The sequence below is a fragment of the Bacillus sp. GS3m_15504 genome (assembly GCF_055825275.1).
Genome location: NZ_JBVVNL010000001.1, coordinates 2152920 through 2171378 on the forward strand (window position 1 = coordinate 2152920; position 18459 = coordinate 2171378).

Below are 18459 nucleotides of genomic sequence, written 5' to 3' on the forward strand. Positions count from 1 at the left end.
ATACAAATTTAAAATTCATACTTCTCCATTATACGAAGAATGTGCCTATAGGTATATAGCTGAAGAATAATTATTCGAATAAATTTTATTTTTCAATTAAAATCAGAAAAGAATATCCGTCCAATTTGAAACTCTAATTAGTAAGTTTTATTCATCTCCGATTGACTATTATCCGATCCAATCATGATCTTCTTTGTTGCAAAAACTCTCCTTAACGTCCTTTCATTCGTTAAGTTTTAACATGGATTCATACGCACTAGTAGCAGTATAAAAATACATTAAATATAAAGTTCATAAAATTTTCACAATTAGTATGAAAAATATAAACATTTATTCCAATATATTCTATATAATAAAATGTAATAAGGCTTCTATGAATCTCATAGAATACCTTACCCCTAATAAAAAGAAAAAAAGAATCTATTTAGATTCTTTTTTTCTTTTTATATTACATTACATATTTATATAAAGCATGTGCGACACCGTGTTCTTCATTAGTCAATGTTTCGTATTGACACATCGCTTTTATTTCTTCAACTGCATTTCCCATTGCAATTGATATATTTGCTTTTTCCATCATAGATACATCGTTCAGCCCATCACCTATTGCTACAGTATTTTCAACTGGAATATTCAGATGTTCTGCTAAAGTATATAGTCCATTTCCTTTTTGAGCATCTCGGTGATTAATCTCTAAATTATGCCAATATGAAGATGTAATTGCTAAATCCGTATTATGCAGAAACGTTTCTTTTAACTTTTTTAATTTTTCCATGTCATAAGAAAATGGTAAAAGCTTATGCACGTGTATATCAGTTTCTACAATTGGTTTACAACTTTCTGCACTAAGAAACGCTGTATGTTCAAGGTATAATGCTGCAATCGTTTCTAATTCTTTCAAGTCGAAATTTTCTTTTGAATTCTTCACATATTCTATTTCATTACGTACACTCTCTACTCCATAATCTGGTACGTACACACCTTTATCAGTATAAAGCTGATAATATAAACCATTCTCTTCAAGATAATTCACAATCTCAAGTGCTTGCATATTTTGAATTGGATATCGTTTCATCATTTTTTTATCTTTATATATAAGCGCACCATTTTCAGCAATAATTGGACACTCTAAATTCACTTCTAGCAACAATCGTTCAATGTCGACTATAGAACGTCCTGTACAAATTGCCACAACATGGCCCGCTTCCTGGCATTTTCGAATCGCTTCTGCATTCTCTTTACTAATCATTTTATTCCCCGAAAGAAGGGTTCCATCTAAATCAATTGCGATTAATTTCATTATTTCTTCACCACTTTCTATATATACACGAATTTATATTAAACGAAAGGTATCGTTTTCATACTGATTTCGTGAAGTACTCCTTATTTATAATTTATGAAAAGCGTTTCAGGTCAAGAAATAATTAAAAATAAAATCAGAAGCTTTTCTTTTTAAAGAAAAGCTTCTGATTTTAAACTATGAACTATAACTAATATATTTCGTCTCACACATGTACACATTCTTTTCTTCAGTTGGGACATATATTTTAAACTTTTCTAAACGTTTTCCATAAATATGAATAGTGACAACGCTTTCATTTTCTGCTATTTCAAGAATATGACAATCAGCTGGTGGAATGACTTTATCTGTTTCTCCTTCTCCCAAATAAAGATTTCCTGTATGAGTTAAATAAACAAGTGAATTTTCAAGCTGCTTCGTTTGTATAAAGTTCTGCACCATTATTCTTCCTGTAAATACGCCTTCTACTCCCCATGTGCCATCATGATCATGTAAAGGAGTCGATTGTCCATCTTTCCATACAAGAGCTAATACTTCAAAACGATTTAAAGGATCTTCATATAGCAAGTGTCGTGCATATTGAGCTGAATTCGCCTTCTGTTTTTCTAACGGAAGCCATGTTTTCTTTTCTAAAAGTTCTTCTAGTAATTTTTCAATCGCACAAACAATTTGATCTTCTAATAAATTACTATCCATTAAATCCGTTACAGCTTTAATAAATGTTTGAAACGTTTTACTTCCATTACACGTTAACATAAGCGTCCTCCTCCATTCTTTTTCACACACCTCCATACTAAATAACCAACTAAAATTTTACAATTGAGAAATAAAAAAACAAGGTACAGTAAATTTGCACCTTGCTGAACAGTTTATTGAGCTTTTAAGCGGATAGGTAAGAATTTTAAAGTTTGTTCATTTTCCAATATACATTGTTCTATATTGAATGATGGAGATAATGCTATCTTTTCAAAAGCATTTATAAAGGTAGTTAATGCAATCTCAGCTTCTAAACGCGCAAGTGGTGCCCCTAAGCAAAAGTGAGGGCCCTTACCAAAAGTTAAATGCTTTTCGTTTCCTATTCGGTGTATATTAAACTTAGATGCTTGTGAAAACTTTTTCTCATCTAAATTTGCTGCACTAACCCACGCAACAACCATCTGATCCTTTTTCATTAAAGGTCCAAATATATTGGTGTCCTCTGTAATTCTCCTAGCTAATGTAACCGGAAAGCGATAGCGTAATACTTCCTCAATCGCTTTCGAAATTAATTTAGGCTTTTCTCTTACTTCTTTATATGTTGCAGGTGAGTCCACTAAAAAGCAGTAAAAACTATTAATGATTAAATTTGTAGTTGTTTCATTACCCGCGGCTAATAAGCCTAAAGAAAAAGTAACAATTTCTTCATCAGTTAATCTTTCACCTTCATATTCAGCTCGTATTAAATCAGAGATAATATCATCGGTTAAATAGTATCTCTTTTCCTGAACGATCGGTAGAAGATATGCTTTAAATTCATTTAGTGCTATCCCCTTTTCTGCATCCAGATCATTAAACTTTTCTTTACTATACGGCATAAATAGAATATCAGACCATGCTTTAATCTTTTTACGGTCAGTTGTTGGCACTCCTAATAAATCGGATATGACGGTAACAGGTAAAGGAGCAGCAAACTGTTCAACGATATCAACTTCACTACAGTTTTCAATATCTTTTACAAGTTCATTTGCGATAGACTGTATTCGAGGTTTCCATTGTTCTAAACTTCTTGGAGTAAATGCTTTAGAAACGATAGAACGTACGTTACGATGTTCTGGTGGATCAGTAGAGTTAATATTTATCCTAGTTTCTAAAGGTGGGATTGCAAATTGTCTTCGTTCCCTTCTACTTGAAAATAAGCTATAATCCGATAAGACTCGATTTACATCATCATATAAAAAAACATTCCAAACATCTTGCTCATCATCATAATGTACTGGGTGATTATCCCTCATAAATTGATACCACTCATACGGATTCCACAATTCTTCTTTCGTTTTCAGCTTTGAAATTTCATGAACTAAAATCACATTTTCAGGCGAAGCCATAGTCCTTTCCTCCCTTTTCTTTTACAATAAAAGTGATAGGTCGGTAGTTCAAAGTTGTATAATCTAACATATGTTATTTTAACATATACTAAAGGGCATTTTTCGTAGGAGAACTTGAGAAATAAATAAGGGGGATTTTTATGTATGTTGATATTTTATTGCTCGCAGAATTGACGTCAGGGCCAAAATATGGGTATGAAATAAAGAAAAATATTCAAAATCGGTTAGGAGAGAATTTTGAATTAAATCATAATATGCTTTATCCTTCTCTTCGACGTTTTGAGAATATGGGGGCTATAACGAAAAAAGTACATACACAAGTCGGTAAGCCCAATCGAAATATGTACGACATAACTGAAACAGGAGAAGAAATCTTTTCTGAAATGTTGCGCGAGTTTCCCGAAAAACTCGCGACAAACAATATAGAATTTCTTGTTCGTATCGCGCTTTTTGAAAAGCTTGATTATGAAGCTAGAAAAGAAGTTTTAACAATACGCCAAGACATACTACATAAACAACTTACCGCTATTCAATCTCTAGATGCTAACTCACCTTTTATTACAGAAGTCATTGAATTTAGTAAATCACGTATCGAACATGAATTGCTCTGGATTACATCACTTATGAAGAAAATATGAAAAAATAAAAGAAAAGTTAAAAACAATGAATGAAAATGAGATTTATTATCAATACTATAATTAATAAAAGGGCAACCACGATTTGGCTACCCTTCAAAAATTTATACTTCCGGATCGAAAGTTTTGCAATCTGTTTCTTCTGTAGTCGATGCCTGTTTCCCTTTATGACTTACTACATAAATTGCGTCTGCGCTACATTTATTACCGTTAGCCCAAAATTTACAGTTGTTTACTTCACATAAAACGTCTTGTGCCATAGTATCACACCTCCTTGTTCTATTATCATTAACAAAATTCGGAGGTATGATACTCTTTGTTATGCATTTTTTATTCCCTTTTTAGCTTTCTTAATGGCTCTATATTTCCTTGTACAATAGCACCTATATTTTCAGTTATTTTTTCAATATCAAAATGCCACCATTGAATTTGTAATAATTCTTCTATTATTGCATTTGAAAATCTCTCCCTTATTTTATTTGCAGGGTTTCCGCCAACAATTGTATATGGTGCGACGTCTCTCGTCACAACAGATTTAGCTGCTATTATTGCACCATCCCCTATTTTTATTCCAGGCATAATGGTTGCATCCATACCGATCCAAACGTCATTTCCTATAACTGTATCGCCTTTGTAAGGTAAATCAGACAAATTAGGTGTATACTTCTCCCACCCATTTCCAAATATATTAAATGGATATGCCGAAAACCCATCCATCCGATGATTCGCTCCGTTCATAATAAAGGTAACTCCACTTGCAATACAACAAAACTTTCCAATAATAAGGCGATCTCCAAGAAATTCATAATGATGTAATACTCGATCTTCAAATGTTTCTCCATCTTTCGCATCATAATATGAATAGTCTCCAACGAGTATATTAGCTTTTGTTATTGTATTTTTTATAAAATGGACGTTTTGATTTCCTTCAATAGGGTATTTAACATTTGGATTAGGATTCATTTTGTATAGCACTTCCTTTACCACTTATTTCACTTTCTATTACTATCGTTGGCTTTAAATTGTATATAGGTAAAATAAACAATAATCCAATTATAAATAGGAAAGCCGTTCCTTCATACATCATACTTAATGAAAACATCTCCTTTAATGAGCCAGCAATACTCATCGTTACTACCATTGAACCGGTGAATAGTGGACTTAAAATGCCATTTACACGACCAATAAAATCTGTATCGCTATTTTGAATAATGAGCGTATTAATACCTATTTGGATACATGGAAGAGCTAACCCACTAAAAAGTTGCGCTGTAAGTGTTACCCATAAATTTGTCGAATAACCTATAATACCGATGCCAATCGCCTGACCGAGCATACCGATAATTAACATCTTTTGAGGCGCAACGTTTTTTGCAAATACCATCGCTAAAGCACCGCCAACAATCATTCCTGCACCATTGACTGTTAGTAACCATTGTAAACTCTCTTTTGACAGTCCTAATTGCTCAGTTACGATAAATATACCTAATGGCTGAATTAATCCTATCCCTAGTCCTGCTGCCATAAAGCAAAGCCCTAGCAAAGTTAATGCTTTTTTCTTTTTGACATACTTAATACCATCAAGCATTTCCTGTAACAGAGTGATTTCTTTCTTCTCATTATCATTCTCAAGATCTTTCGGAAGAAATAACAACACCGCTGCTGCAAGTAAAAAAGCGATACCTGTAATAATAATTGAAATATAAATTCCAAAACTATGAAAAATAAATGTTCCAAGAATCGGTCCTAAAACCATAAATATCGCAAATATTGTTTGATAAATAGACATTGCTAATTGGATTTGTTCTGCCGATAAATGCTGTTTAAATAATTTCATTCCAGATGGTTGAGAAAACTGAGAAAGGATTGCAGAAATAAGCGTTACAAAAAATACGATTTTCCACGTTCCAAACATTAGAGTAATTAATACAGCAAATACTGAAATAGCACTTAACGTTTCACACCATATCATTGTCTTTTTCGGCTTCCACCTATCAGCAAACGTTCCACCAATAAAGGAGAAGATGAAAATTGGAGCAAACTCCGCAACTGAAATCATCGAGATAGCAAAAGCATCACCTTTTGTCATTTCCATTACATATAGTAATACCGCAAAGTTCCGAACCCATATTCCAATTTGTAAAAATAATGCTGATGCTAAAATTCCTTGTACAAACCTGTTTTTTAATACTTGTGATACCCCATTATTTTGTTTCATTTCTACATTTGTCGACATAAAAAAGCCTCCTATTTCATGTTCTGAACAGGAGGCAGCACAAATCATATGAAAAGACTATATTTTTCGCAGAGCGAAATACATCCCTTTTCTATAAATGTACAGACTAATCCTATTCAGAAGAATATTTCGTTTTTTAACGAAGATCTCTTACAAATAGAATTAGTTGATCATTGGGATGTTTTCACCCTTCCGTTTCGAATTTAAATAACACATACATACTCTATGTAAATCATTTTCTATGTATGCATGTCTTACAATAAATATTCTAGAATGTTAATGGTAATTCCTCTAAAGAACGCATTAAATAATTACCTTGCCATTTAATGTCTTCACGATTCCCTTTTATTTGTAGTTCAGGCATTCTCTCAAACAAAGTAGTAATAGCAATTTTTGCTTCCAACCTAGCAAGTGGAGCGCCTAGGCAGAAATGGCTACCATGACCAAAAGCAATGTGACGATTGTTCTCGCGAGTAATATCGAATACTTCCGGATTCTCAAATACGGTTTCATCACGGTTTGCAGAAGCTAATGCAATGACAACCATATCTCCTTTTTCAATTGTTTGGTCGTGAATTTGAAAAGGTTCATCTGCCCATCTTGAAGTTGTTACTTCAACTGGAGAATAATATCGTAATCCTTCCTCAATAGCTGCATCAATTAATTTTGGGTTTTCTTTTAATAACTGTAATTGATTCGGATTTTCAAGAAGCGCTAATACTGTATTTGTTATTAAATTTACCGTTGTTTCGTGTCCCGCCACAATTAATAACATTATCATTGAATATAGTTCTCGAGCGCTAAGTTTATGTCCTTCACTTTCTGCAAGTATTAAAGCACTAACCAAGTCTTCTTTCGGCTCTTTTCGTTTCATATCAACTAAATATTGAAGGTATGTAATAAACTCAGATAGTTGCTTTTCAGTTTCTTTTATTTCTTCTGGTGTTTCTGGGTAAGCAATGACAGCATGAGACCAAATTCTAAATTTCGCTTGATCTTCTTTTGGAATGCCGAGCATTTCACTTATTACAATGATTGGTAATGGGAATGAATAATCATCCACAAGGTTTAATGAACCTTTTCGTTCAACTTCGTTTAATAAATCATCTGCGATATCCTGAATTCTACCTTCCAATTGTGCGATCATCTTCGGTGTGAAAACTTTTTGTACAAGTGATCGCAGACGATTGTGGTTAGGTGGATCTGAATTTAACATGTGCGTCGTTAAATAATCACTATTGTCAACAGTAAGAAACACATTCAATGTATCTTGAGAAAACACATTGGCCGGATCTTTTTTTAAGCGATTATCTTTTAATAGTGGTAAAGCATCTTCATATCTTGTAATAAGCCACTCCGCCCCTAGTTCAGTTTTATTCACAAATAAGACAGGTTGCACTTTTCTAGATTCTTTATAAATTTCATACGCATCTTCTTTAAACTGGGCTGAAGCTAAATTAATGCCATCTTCTATTCTTAGCCCAACTTTATTTTTCATTGCCATTGTATTCCCTCACTCTCATTTGTTTTTGAAAACCAACCAACATATGCATTATACTCTAATAAAAACGTGAAAATTGTAAATTTTTACACAAAATCTTACTTCATATATTGAAAAATAAAAAAGTGAGAGAGTAAAATACTTCTACTCTCTCACTCTTCTTTATGCAAAGCACATATAATTACTAATTTGTTGATAGCGGTAACTTACTTTACGACGACGACCACCTTGCCAAGTGTAGCCTGATACTCCGTTTCTTCTCACTTCAGTCGGAAAGAACCATAAGTCTCTTCCGAAAGGACCAGGACGATGTAAACGTAAATATCCCCATCTTCCTAAACAGTTACACATCCATGATTTCATATTACCTGCTTGTGCTGGAGAAGCAAATGTAGATGGTAACGATGGAGCTTGTGACGGTGGTGGTGACGTTGGAGCATCTTCCGCATCATCTGGTCTATAATCTTCTTGTTCCATATCTCTCACTTCATTTGTAGCTTCATATCCGTAGTTTTGCGGATGATAATACATCGCTTGATCATATGGATAATTTTGTTGGTTATACATATTAACAAATCACCTTCTTTTCATTCAGTACCTTTAACATTCATATGTGATGTGCTCTCTAAAGGAAGCTTATGTTATAGCCCAACTTCATTTTAAAAACCTCGCATTTTTAAAAATACGAGGTTTTTAAACATAAAATGTATTTATTATTTCCTTAACTTCACACTATAAAAGCGCATTTCATCTAGTGAACCTACAAATTCAAATACTTCTTGTTTAATTAATTCCTTTAAGCGATATTCTAAAAACGTATCGCCAACTAACTGCTCTACAAGACCAAGTGCTTCACCAATTACTATCGGAGCTTTTAGAAATTCTTGATCAGCACCTACACTTTTCGCACATTCAATTATAAATTGATCAAAATAATCTTCTTGTACAGAATGCACTTCATTGTCTGTCCAAACTCTTAAAAATTCCGTACTTTTCGATAGACTATCCCACTCATGTTCAAACTGCATACGTTTCTCCATAGTTAAATACGGCAGTTCTACAAAACTTTTTTGAATTAGGGCTAAACTTTCAGGCGCTAATTCTCCAGTTCCACGAATATCATACTCTTGTTTTAATATTTCTTTACTCGCTTCAGACGTATTTATAAATCGAATGTTTTTCTTATCTTTTAATTGCGCAATTACAAAACTTAAGCCTACATGTTCATGCGCGTTATTTGCCTTCCAAATGGTAATTGGTGTTTCATGCGGAATTGAATGTAGAACTTCTACCGTTTTCTTAAATCTTGGTAAATACTCATCTTCAAAATAACTATCATAAGCGGTTAAGTTGTTTACTAACCATTCTTTTCTTGCTAACTGACCTTCATTTGTATGTAATTGATGTATTGGCCCAATTGAAAAAAATTCAGAGAATGAAACCACACTCTCCTCGAGTAACCCTTCCTGTTTCAACATATATTTTAAACAACCGGCTGTTGAATCATCAAAAGCGATATGAATGTGTATACTTTCACTTATGTTCTTTTCCTGAGTTGTATCATTCGTTAATTGCTTAGGAATACTCGTTAAATTTTTTATCATATCTTCATTATAATTCCCGTCTAATACATCTAACTGTATTAGAATACTTTGAAGTAAATGTTTTGCTTCATCTTCGTACATATCATCAACAACGTTTTTAATTTTATCTATCACGTAAATCCCTCTATTCATTTCAAAATAACGTAGAGTATAGTGTATCATTTTACTGTCGTTCTTTAAAAGCTTTTTAGTCAAATCATTTCTTACATTGATTAATACAGCTATCTAAGTTTTTAATGAAATCTTTCTCCAGCTCCTCCTCAACTTATAGACCTAAAATATTTTTTGCTTCCCCGTTATCAATCACACAAAATCACAATAGTTGCTAAATAAATTTTAAACACTTGTTAAATCCTTTAATTGGAATGTATAATTATATAGAAAATAAAAAATACAGGAGAAATATTAATGGAAAAAGTACTTACTAATTATAAACATTATTTAAAAAATTGGAGATTTATATTTATTTGTATATTACCTGCTGTCGCTTTATTGTATATACTTGATGTTACCTTTGAACTACTGTTTCACCAAAATTTCTATCTGTCTAATTTAATTATTGCTGTCATTTTATTCTTAATTTTTATTAACGTAAAAGATAAGTTTAAAATTAAAGGTTAAAGAAAACTATAATTGAAACGAAGCCATTGTAGAGCTACATTTTTCATAAAAAATAAGAGCACCCTGCTATTGGGATGCCCTAATGTGATTAGAGTTTTTTTCTGAGTATTGATTCGGACGCGAAGATCTTGTCCTACTATTTAATATATGCTTGTACTTATTTTATTGTGCATATATTAAATATCATATCCAGCTACTTCATACATGCATAGGTATCGTTAAAAAATTTGTTCAAATATCCATTGTACAATTATCATATAAAAAACATCCCCCTGGATGTTTTTTATGTACACATTTTTAAGCTTCCATAAATTTAGCCGGTACACCGATTTTTTCAACTACAGAAGATATATTAGTAGGATTAATCATTACATTTTCAATGCTAACTAATTTATTTTCTAATAGCCCATTCTCTGTTGTAATAAGTTCTTCAAACCGAGCTAAAGTCATCGAAAATTTGTGTTCACTTCCACCATTCATACTGACTTTTACGTACTTCATAGTGTCACCCGCCTTTCATAATAATCTATAATTCGGTAAAAAGGCGCTTACATCCTTTTTATTTACTCCTAGATTTTTCACTTTTAGATTTGCCAATTCACGTTTATATTATTTTGAAGAAAACAGCCACTATTTTATGTTCAAGTTATAATTGCTAATAAGAATGATAAAGATAAAAATGCACAAAGTGGTATATATAAAACAGTATCCATTCTAGCAAATTGGGTATCTTTTTTTCGCTTAAAAATACCAAAATAATGAAACTCACCAATTACTCTTATGAGAAATACAATCATACACACCCAGGATGCCATTTGAACAATAATATTAGGAAATGCAAAATGAACAATATTAGTTTGTTGTAATAAAATTATTGCTGCCATACTTAATAATAACGCAATGATCAATGTCATTCCTGCACCTGGTGTAAACGCCTTTTCTCCATCTTTAGTTGGAATAACACTATTTGTCGCCCACTTACCTCCGAAAGCCCAGTAAACATGTAAAAAGCTAACTAAAAATAATATACTGACGGCAATATATATAATAATAAGCATTTTATCCTCCCATTATTTTATTGGAGTCCTCTGCTTTAGATTATGCTATAAATTTCTCATTAGCAATCTATATGTAATTACAAAAAAACCTTTAATGATAAATCATTAAAGGTTTACTAAAATCTCTTATGCATTATACCTATTTCTACGACGTTCCATCCTTGTTTGTCCTTGAGCCGTACCTTCTTTATGTTGATGTATTTGCTCTTTCATTTCATATGTTGCAGCTGGAGCTGATTCTTCGTAATTATGCTCACGTATTTTTTCTGGCGTTTTTCGTTTAGATACTTTTCCACCAAACTTAAATAATTTCATCCTAAATTTCGGTAATCTTGGAAGTGGAATCTTAAAGGATAATTTTTTGCGTTTCTTTTTTTGTTTAAATAGATTTATATTTTCTTTATTATCATCTTTCTCTTTGCGGTAAATTAACATTGCAAGTAATCCACCAAATATAAGTCCACCAACTAAAAGCATGATATATTTGAAATTGCTTGTCATTAAACTAGACATACGTTCAAGTATGACTAACGACTGTACTTCTTTCATATCCCAAAGTAAAGCGGACCATAATGCAAATAAACCGAAAGTAAGTCCATATGTACGAAAACGGAATAAACATGGGACTAAAGCGATACAAGCGGCAATTTTCGCATTCGCTATTATTGAACTAGTTGAAATATCTTGATGCCAAATGATTAACAATAATGTAATAAATGGCGCATACGCTATCCAACTACATATACGTGAATATATTTTTTTCGCAAAATAACTACCGAAACTAGTAAAAAATAAGAGGCCTCCAATATATAAAGATTGTTCTAGTGGGATTTGCTTTAAAATTCCTGCAACTGGAAAGAGGCCGCTCAATAGCATTAATAGCACATCTAATTTCTTCACAATTCCTCATTCCTTTCAAATTTCTTTTGAGTCAATTCATATAGCTTTTCCGTATGATGTAGTTTTTTATTTCTAAAAAACATCTTAATCCTGTATGGAAATAAAGTAAATATGTAAAAGAAAAGATACATGACAAAAGATATCCTTATTTACATGAAAAAATGACAAATCCTGACCGATATAATGAACAGGATTTATCTACTATTATTTAAATCCGAATAATCGAATCTTTCTTTTCTATTTTTATAATATCTACATCCAATTCATCATCAAACTCTTTAAACTCTCTTGCATCTATATCCGTCATATAGTTCTTTATTACTCTCGCCATATGCATGGGATATGGCATGTGTATATTCTTTTCCAAAAGCATACTTGAATTACAGCACATGTAATGTACCATTTTGGCAATATAGTTCCTTTCAACAGCTTTTACGCCTAGCGGGAATATTTCAAGTATATATCGATGTAAGGTTTCACTACCATTAGACGAATACTCACCAGTGCTATAATACATTCCTTTTTGATCTATATATAAACTTGTACTATCCAGTACATCATCACATTCTATCACACCGTATTTTGGCACATCAAAAGATGCATTTATTCTTACAGCATTTAAGTTTGGAACCTTTAGCACATCTGGAACAATGTCAGGGAAAGTATCTATATCAATTTTTTCATTTTGTAACTCTTTTATCCAATGTTTTCTTACATTCGCATCTATTATGAAGTATACTTGCTCATTTTGTTCTTTTGCATGTTGTAAAACTTCCGTTAATGTTTCAGAAACAAATTGTTTAAATTGAATGCCCATATCATTTCTTTTTGAAGGCTGCGGTAAAAAGGCATTATGTTTATTTACATTTAACAATAAATAATCAATCGTTTGCCACTCTGTATTCCCATATAATTTATATGAAATTTCTTTTCCTTTTATTTGTGAAAAAATGGGTAAGAAATCAAATTTCGAGATTCGTTCAATTGATAAATTAACATATGTACAAGGTAAATTTATCTTATTCCAACTACGTTTTAAAAATCCTCTTTGTTCTAATAAACTAAAAATACCATTTATAATCGTTTTACGAGATACACTTTGGCCTATAAATAAATTAATAAATGCTGAAATACGGTTTGTTCGTGCAAATCCTTCTCTAATAATTTGCTTTGGATCAATTTTTTCACGTCCATCACAATTTTTCATTGCAATTAACACCAATGTCGCATCATTGCGCTTACCTGCAGTAGCATAAACCGCTTTCATAACATCTTCTACTAAATCCGTTTTATACTTCTGGCAATATTGCATCTTATATGGATTTTGCAATACTTTTTCAATATTACATCTTACTATTTTTAACAATACTGGAGTATCTGCATGTAATACATATGATGACTCACTGATTTGAGCTAACACCATTTCACTTTCAAATAACGCTTGTTCTACTTCCAACGATATTTTTTCAGACCATATTTCTAACGTTATAGTCTCTAATCCTTTCGGAGCAATTAAAGGGAATATTTCGTTTTCATTATTTGTTTCTAGTTTCTTACATTCTGGTATCAATGTGAAATAAGCGAATTTTTGCTGAAACGCTTTAAATAGATACTCTCTTTCCTTTACTTTTATACCTGGTTTTATTTTAGTACCTTGAACTTTATATATTCTCTCATTGTATGGAAGCAATACTCTAAGATTTGTTCCTAGCATATAATCTTTCGGATATTGAAGAATATGCTCCAATTCAACTTCTCCACCTATATGAAAATCATCTTTTAAATTCCTAAATATCTTAATCCATTTAATACCGTTTGTAGCTTGTTGTACTTTTAGTTTTACAAACCGTAATTTGTTATTATTCGATGCAAATTCCGGAGTAGAAATTAAAATCATGCCCCGTTTTCGTCTCAAAAGCAAAGAAATATCTGGATGATTATATTCTTGATATTAAGACTGTTTTTATGAGCATTTTGTATAAGTGCGATTTAATTGATTGAAGCTAGTTTCAAAGACGACATATCAGTGATAATTTGTGTCTATTCTGTATGGGTGTTAGCAAGTTCGTTTGCAAACTTGTTAGCACTTTTTTTATGTTTCTTCTCTCTGTATTTGATACCTATAAAAGATAAAAATTATAAAGGAACGAATAAAAGTTCTCGAACAAATCCTGTTTTCATAATGTATCTAATAAGAAAAAATTTAATATCTACAATATCAAATGGGGGTGACTGTTTTGGACGGTACTAATAACAGTAAATTATTTTTAATATTATCTGCTCATCGTTCTGGATCTAGTGCAGCAGCTGGAGTATTACATACTTTAGGAATACATATGGGAGATTACTTATTAAAACCTTCTGCTACCAATCCCAAAGGTTATTTTGAAAATATTCATTTTGTAAATCTAAATGATCAAATTCTAAATTCAGTTAATACTACATGGGATAATCCACCCATAAGAGAAAATACAAAATACCCCATTAATTTATTACAAAATATAATATCTTTTATAAATAAACAAACTAAACCAGTATGGGGCTTAAAAGATCCTAGAATCTGCTTAACGTTTGATATATGGAAAACCCCTTTAGAATGTTTAGTAGACGTTACTTATATATTTAGTTGGCGTCCAATACAAGAATCCGTACTTTCTCTTATTCACAGGGATAAAATAAATGAACAAAGAGCCTCTGATATTTTAAATCAGTATCATAAAAATCTTATATTTTATAGACAACAGCTTGAGTATGAAAATAAAGACATTATAGATATTCACTTCCATGAATTGCTAGCAAATCCGAAAGAATTTGTAAAACAAATTAATATTAGAATGGATAGAAAGGCAAATTATAATATTGATAAAGTTATAAGTTTTTTAGATGAAAAATTGAAGCATTACTGAAGTGATGGTTTTAAAATCTATTTATATAAAAATATTTTATTACATCATAATTAGCTTTAATCCACTAATACAAATAATAACAGCTAAAATCATTTGAAGTGGTTTCACAGGGATTTTAGTAGATAACCTACTACCAAGTATGACTCCTGGGATAGAACCCATAAGCAACTGAATTAATAAAATATAATCTACGTTTCCTAAATTTATGTTTATTATGCTTGCAACAGTAACTAATACAAAAGCATGTGTAATGTCTGTTCCTACTAATTCAGGTGGCTTCAGTTGATATAAAAATATCATTGCAATAGCAAATAAAGAACCTGAACCAACCGAAGTGAGTCCAACGATAAAGCCGAGTATTACGCCAATAAAAATCGTTAGACTCTTTTTTTGTTCTATAGTCCGTTTTTGAAAATAATTATATGAAGCTTCATTATAGTATAAGTTTTTTATAATAATAGAGATTGCAGCAAGAATTAAAATATATCCTAACATATATTTTATAATTCCCTCGCGATTATGGTGAAGAATTGGTAAAAAATGAAGAATTATTATTGCAATAACTGCACTAGGTATACTTCCCACAGCTAAATATTTTACTAATCTAAAATTGATGGTTTTTTGTTTCCAGTGCTGTGATATCCCAAACATTTTAGTAATAGAATTATATACTAGATCTGTACCAACAGCTACAGAAGGGCTTACACCTAATACGAGAAGAAACGGAGTTAATAATGCAGCCCCTCCTATTCCTGTTGATCCAACTAATCCCCCTATAATTAAACCCATCATTATAATAGAAATATTCATTATATTGCCCCTTCCATACTGATGGCTTTTAATAATGGTTGTTATTTTTAAAGAGACTTTATATATCAAGATTTAGGTACATTAGTTAGAAATTCATTTCATTCTTCTTATATCCATATGCTTCAAAATCGTCATTAAATATTTCTGAGACAAGCTTTATAGCTTCTTCATCATAAAAACTTTGATATGTTGGTAATGAAGGGAATTGAGGATCTGTAATATCTTTATTTGCATAGTTTCCTTTATAAATCATTTGATGTGTTCTATGATGTGTGGAGTTTGTAAGGAGTGATATATCAGAAGAAAGTAATCCATATTTTTTCTCTAACTTCGGAATTATTGTATTAAAGTTTTCTAGCTTTATATTTTGTTTGATGACCTTTTCTTCTCCATCAATATATTGTTGTGAAAAATGTTGATCCAACTGACTCGATTTAGGTCCTATAGCCTTTACATAGTATAAGAATTGCTTGAATGAAATTCCTTTTGGTATATTTTTATCATTATAAAAATACTCTCTAATTCCCTCCCACTGTTCCGAAGCGTAAGGGTTATCATAAAGTATCAAAAATGAGCTTACAGCTCTTTTATAAGGATTTCGTACAAGTTTTATTGTATCTTTTTTTAACTCCAAGAGTTCTATTTCTAAATCTACGTAATAATCAGTTCTATTTTTGTATATATCAAATTCATAGTAGTGAATAAATGGTGCAAATTTCATTGCTTCCTCATATAACCCAATTTGAAAAAAAAACCAGTTTGCAAGGGAAGTACAACCACTCCTGTGACTCCAAAATAAAATTATTGGAAAGTCCTTTTGGAAATGCGGAATACGTTCACCATATTCAATTAACGCTTTAAGATCTTTATTCATCAACAGAGATCTCCTTTACCTTCATTATTCATAATATTTCTTACCTATATAAGAATAAAATGTTATCTACTCATACCAGTTTATTTTTATATCACTGTAAAGGTACTTAATTTTTTTTATAAAAACCTAGTATATAAAATCTAATTAATCATTTATTAAAATGTAAAAGAACGACTATAAGTGTTTTACATTTTAAACTAAAGACGAAAACTGTATATTATACGGAAGCTTTCCAGGTTAAATATAGAATTTAAATTCTATGAATTAGTTGATATAAATTAAAAAAGCCGCCTTAAGGCGGCTCTTTTTTTCATAAAACTATTCTTTTATAAAAATTACTTCACATATACATAAGCTTCATTTGCTGTTACATAATATGTTATACCTTTACTATTGTGTACTTTGTATTGTGGAGAGCCGTTTACACTTACTTTCGCATCAATTGTAAAACCTAATCCCTCATCTACAGAACCAGCAACATCTTTATCCTGCCAAGATGGAGCATCATAGAATCGTAGATTATTAACTTTAGAAACAACGCGTTTACCTACAATAGAGGAATCCACAGTGCTTTTCTTGCTAAACTTTACATAAGATGGATCGTTCTTAATCCATTGTTCGCCACCAAGATTTAACCAACCACCCTTTTCAGCCCATACAACATAAGCTTCTGGTTTGTTTAACTGACGAATCTTAGAATAACTTGTACCAGGTCCTTTACGTAAGTTAACATTGTAACCTTCAATATACGCGATTCCGTCTGTTACAGCCATTGGAACTTCCGCTGGTTTAGATGGCTTCTCCGGTACAGAAACATCAACATTAGAATTATTGTATGCTCGTTGTACATCTGCTCTAAATTGCGCTTCTGAAACTCCATGACTACGTAAGTAATCAAGTGGATCTTCATGATCTGTACCGCCAAGATACTTTGTAACATCATAGTGAGTCCATAATCCTTTTTCTACAGATAATCCACGATCACGTAAGATTTTAGCTAATAACTTAACGTATTTATCATAGCTGCGTTTGAATTTCTCATAATCTTTTGTTTCACATAATTCTACGTGAACAAATCGTTTATTTGCTCCTGGTCCCGCACCATAAGCAATGTATTTTGTATCCGCAATTTGGATTGTTTCATTCCAATCAACTGCATAATGTACGAATGCTGAGCGCCATGTACGAGACTCATATTTTTGAATATTAATAGCTGGTGCTTCTGGTGTTGCTGTAGAATGTGCTACAACACCCTCATAAGCACCTACACCATTACGGTATGGTTGTTTCGGTAAATCCGGAATAATAAGTGTTCTATCAGCAAAAGCACTTGTAGCAAACGAAACGGCAAGTACTAGAATCATAAGAAACGAGGTAATATGTTTCATTGTCTTTTTCATTTAGAATCAACATCCTTTTTCATAATTTTTGTGTGGTCAAATAATCCACTTGCTGATAGACCAATGATGATTCCTTGAAATACATTTGTTTTGATATCTCTGTCCAAAAATAAAACGCCTAGCACAATGCCAAGCGTTAAATTTAATAACGGAACATATTTTGTTTGTAATCCAATTTTTTTTACGATTTGTGAAAGACCAACTACAATTCCAATCATTACAGCTAAACTAACCATTACATACCACCCCCTTTCATTAAGAAAGTGAGAATACCACCAATAATTCCACCAACTATAAGTCGTAAAATCCAGGTAGTATTTGCGCTGATTTTATCTAATTGCTTGTTGATATTATCAATATCTTTCTCGTTACCTGTTGTACGTATTTCCAAACTTTTAACCTCTAACCTTATTTCCTTAATTTCTTGTTTTATTTCTTGAACATCACTTCTTACTTCTTGTAACCCTTCCACTTTGACCACCTCATTTCAAAATAAAAAGAGAGACATCAATTTGTCCCTCTTTTCTTAT

At 31.7% G+C, this 18459-nt stretch carries 21 protein-coding genes; 3 read left to right on the top strand and 18 right to left on the bottom strand.

The window, feature by feature from the left end; genetic code table 11:
• Window positions 1–448: 448 nt before the first annotated feature.
• From AC0L0O_RS11285 to AC0L0O_RS11295, 3 genes are all read right to left on the bottom strand, one after another.
• Window positions 449–1300 carry a Cof-type HAD-IIB family hydrolase gene (locus tag AC0L0O_RS11285; RefSeq protein WP_000766366.1) on the bottom strand — a complete coding sequence of 284 codons (852 nt, stop codon included), beginning with the start codon at window positions 1298–1300 and terminating at the stop codon, window positions 449–451.
• Between the two features lie 177 nt (window positions 1301–1477).
• The gene (locus AC0L0O_RS11290; protein ID WP_000954461.1) at window positions 1478–2056 is read right to left on the bottom strand and encodes a cysteine dioxygenase family protein; all 579 of its coding nucleotides are present in this window, start codon (window positions 2054–2056) and stop codon (window positions 1478–1480) included.
• 113 nt (window positions 2057–2169) lie between these two features.
• Window positions 2170–3384 (bottom strand): cytochrome P450, encoded by a 1215-nt coding sequence (locus AC0L0O_RS11295; RefSeq protein ID WP_001982498.1) that lies wholly within the window; start codon window positions 3382–3384, stop codon window positions 2170–2172.
• 140 nt (window positions 3385–3524) lie between these two features.
• Here AC0L0O_RS11295 and AC0L0O_RS11300 point away from each other — a divergent pair, with 140 nt between their 5' ends.
• Window positions 3525–4022, top strand: a complete 498-nt coding sequence (locus AC0L0O_RS11300) for a PadR family transcriptional regulator (protein ID WP_000289109.1) — start codon at window positions 3525–3527, stop codon at window positions 4020–4022.
• 101 nt (window positions 4023–4123) lie between these two features.
• On the opposite strand, the gene AC0L0O_RS11305 is transcribed toward AC0L0O_RS11300, so the two are convergent.
• From AC0L0O_RS11305 to AC0L0O_RS11330, 6 genes are all read right to left on the bottom strand, one after another.
• Window positions 4124–4279 (bottom strand): DUF1540 domain-containing protein, encoded by a 156-nt coding sequence (locus tag AC0L0O_RS11305; protein WP_000046091.1) that lies wholly within the window; start codon window positions 4277–4279, stop codon window positions 4124–4126.
• Window positions 4280–4349: 70 nt separating this feature from the next.
• Window positions 4350–4982, bottom strand: coding sequence for a Vat family streptogramin A O-acetyltransferase (locus tag AC0L0O_RS11310; protein ID WP_001069232.1), 633 nt, complete (start codon window positions 4980–4982; stop codon window positions 4350–4352).
• Window positions 4972–6255: an MFS transporter gene (locus AC0L0O_RS11315; protein WP_000106372.1), complete on the bottom strand. Its 1284-nt coding sequence runs from the start codon at window positions 6253–6255 to the stop codon at window positions 4972–4974. The genes AC0L0O_RS11310 and AC0L0O_RS11315 overlap by 11 nt, the downstream gene beginning before the upstream one ends.
• Before the next feature lie 268 nt (window positions 6256–6523).
• Window positions 6524–7759, bottom strand: a complete 1236-nt coding sequence (gene cypA / locus AC0L0O_RS11320; RefSeq protein WP_001240952.1) for a cytochrome P450 — start codon at window positions 7757–7759, stop codon at window positions 6524–6526.
• A gap of 159 nt (window positions 7760–7918) precedes the next feature.
• The gene (locus AC0L0O_RS11325) at window positions 7919–8323 is read right to left on the bottom strand and encodes a hypothetical protein (protein ID WP_000282678.1); all 405 of its coding nucleotides are present in this window, start codon (window positions 8321–8323) and stop codon (window positions 7919–7921) included.
• Window positions 8324–8469: 146 nt separating this feature from the next.
• The gene (locus AC0L0O_RS11330) at window positions 8470–9474 is read right to left on the bottom strand and encodes a DUF1835 domain-containing protein (RefSeq protein WP_000565704.1); all 1005 of its coding nucleotides are present in this window, start codon (window positions 9472–9474) and stop codon (window positions 8470–8472) included.
• Between the two features lie 294 nt (window positions 9475–9768).
• Here AC0L0O_RS11330 and AC0L0O_RS11335 point away from each other — a divergent pair, with 294 nt between their 5' ends.
• Window positions 9769–9981, top strand: coding sequence for a hypothetical protein (locus AC0L0O_RS11335; RefSeq protein WP_000416830.1), 213 nt, complete (start codon window positions 9769–9771; stop codon window positions 9979–9981).
• A 297-nt stretch (window positions 9982–10278) separates the two neighbouring features.
• On the opposite strand, the gene AC0L0O_RS11340 is transcribed toward AC0L0O_RS11335, so the two are convergent.
• From AC0L0O_RS11340 to AC0L0O_RS11355, 4 genes are all read right to left on the bottom strand, one after another.
• Window positions 10279–10482, bottom strand: a complete 204-nt coding sequence (locus tag AC0L0O_RS11340; protein WP_000878365.1) for a hypothetical protein — start codon at window positions 10480–10482, stop codon at window positions 10279–10281.
• 140 nt (window positions 10483–10622) lie between these two features.
• Complete coding sequence (locus tag AC0L0O_RS11345) at window positions 10623–11039, bottom strand: DUF3995 domain-containing protein (RefSeq protein WP_001982159.1); 417 nt, start codon at window positions 11037–11039, stop codon at window positions 10623–10625.
• Between the two features lie 126 nt (window positions 11040–11165).
• On the bottom strand, window positions 11166–11939 hold the full coding sequence (locus AC0L0O_RS11350) for a DUF3959 family protein (RefSeq protein WP_000732202.1): 774 nt from the start codon (window positions 11937–11939) through the stop codon (window positions 11166–11168).
• 208 nt (window positions 11940–12147) lie between these two features.
• Window positions 12148–13836, bottom strand: a complete 1689-nt coding sequence (locus tag AC0L0O_RS11355; protein WP_134188706.1) for an RNaseH domain-containing protein — start codon at window positions 13834–13836, stop codon at window positions 12148–12150.
• 331 nt (window positions 13837–14167) lie between these two features.
• Here AC0L0O_RS11355 and AC0L0O_RS11360 point away from each other — a divergent pair, with 331 nt between their 5' ends.
• Window positions 14168–14845, top strand: a complete 678-nt coding sequence (locus AC0L0O_RS11360; RefSeq protein ID WP_254905615.1) for a sulfotransferase family protein — start codon at window positions 14168–14170, stop codon at window positions 14843–14845.
• A gap of 39 nt (window positions 14846–14884) precedes the next feature.
• Here AC0L0O_RS11360 and AC0L0O_RS11365 read toward each other — a convergent pair whose 3' ends face one another.
• The 5 genes from AC0L0O_RS11365 to AC0L0O_RS11385 all read right to left on the bottom strand — a co-directional run bounded on the left by AC0L0O_RS11365 (window position 14885) and on the right by AC0L0O_RS11385 (window position 18401).
• Window positions 14885–15655 carry a sulfite exporter TauE/SafE family protein gene (locus AC0L0O_RS11365; protein ID WP_001026996.1) on the bottom strand — a complete coding sequence of 257 codons (771 nt, stop codon included), beginning with the start codon at window positions 15653–15655 and terminating at the stop codon, window positions 14885–14887.
• A gap of 85 nt (window positions 15656–15740) precedes the next feature.
• Complete coding sequence (locus tag AC0L0O_RS11370) at window positions 15741–16529, bottom strand: sulfotransferase family 2 domain-containing protein (RefSeq protein WP_001030730.1); 789 nt, start codon at window positions 16527–16529, stop codon at window positions 15741–15743.
• A gap of 335 nt (window positions 16530–16864) precedes the next feature.
• A complete protein-coding gene (locus AC0L0O_RS11375) occupies window positions 16865–17929 on the bottom strand; it encodes an N-acetylmuramoyl-L-alanine amidase (RefSeq protein WP_087963737.1) in 1065 nt (354 codons plus the stop codon).
• The gene (locus tag AC0L0O_RS11380) at window positions 17926–18165 is read right to left on the bottom strand and encodes a holin (RefSeq protein ID WP_071735836.1); all 240 of its coding nucleotides are present in this window, start codon (window positions 18163–18165) and stop codon (window positions 17926–17928) included. The genes AC0L0O_RS11375 and AC0L0O_RS11380 overlap by 4 nt, the downstream gene beginning before the upstream one ends.
• Complete coding sequence (locus tag AC0L0O_RS11385; RefSeq protein WP_071735835.1) at window positions 18165–18401, bottom strand: hemolysin XhlA family protein; 237 nt, start codon at window positions 18399–18401, stop codon at window positions 18165–18167. The genes AC0L0O_RS11380 and AC0L0O_RS11385 overlap by 1 nt, the downstream gene beginning before the upstream one ends.
• Between the last annotated feature and the right edge of the window lie 58 nt (window positions 18402–18459).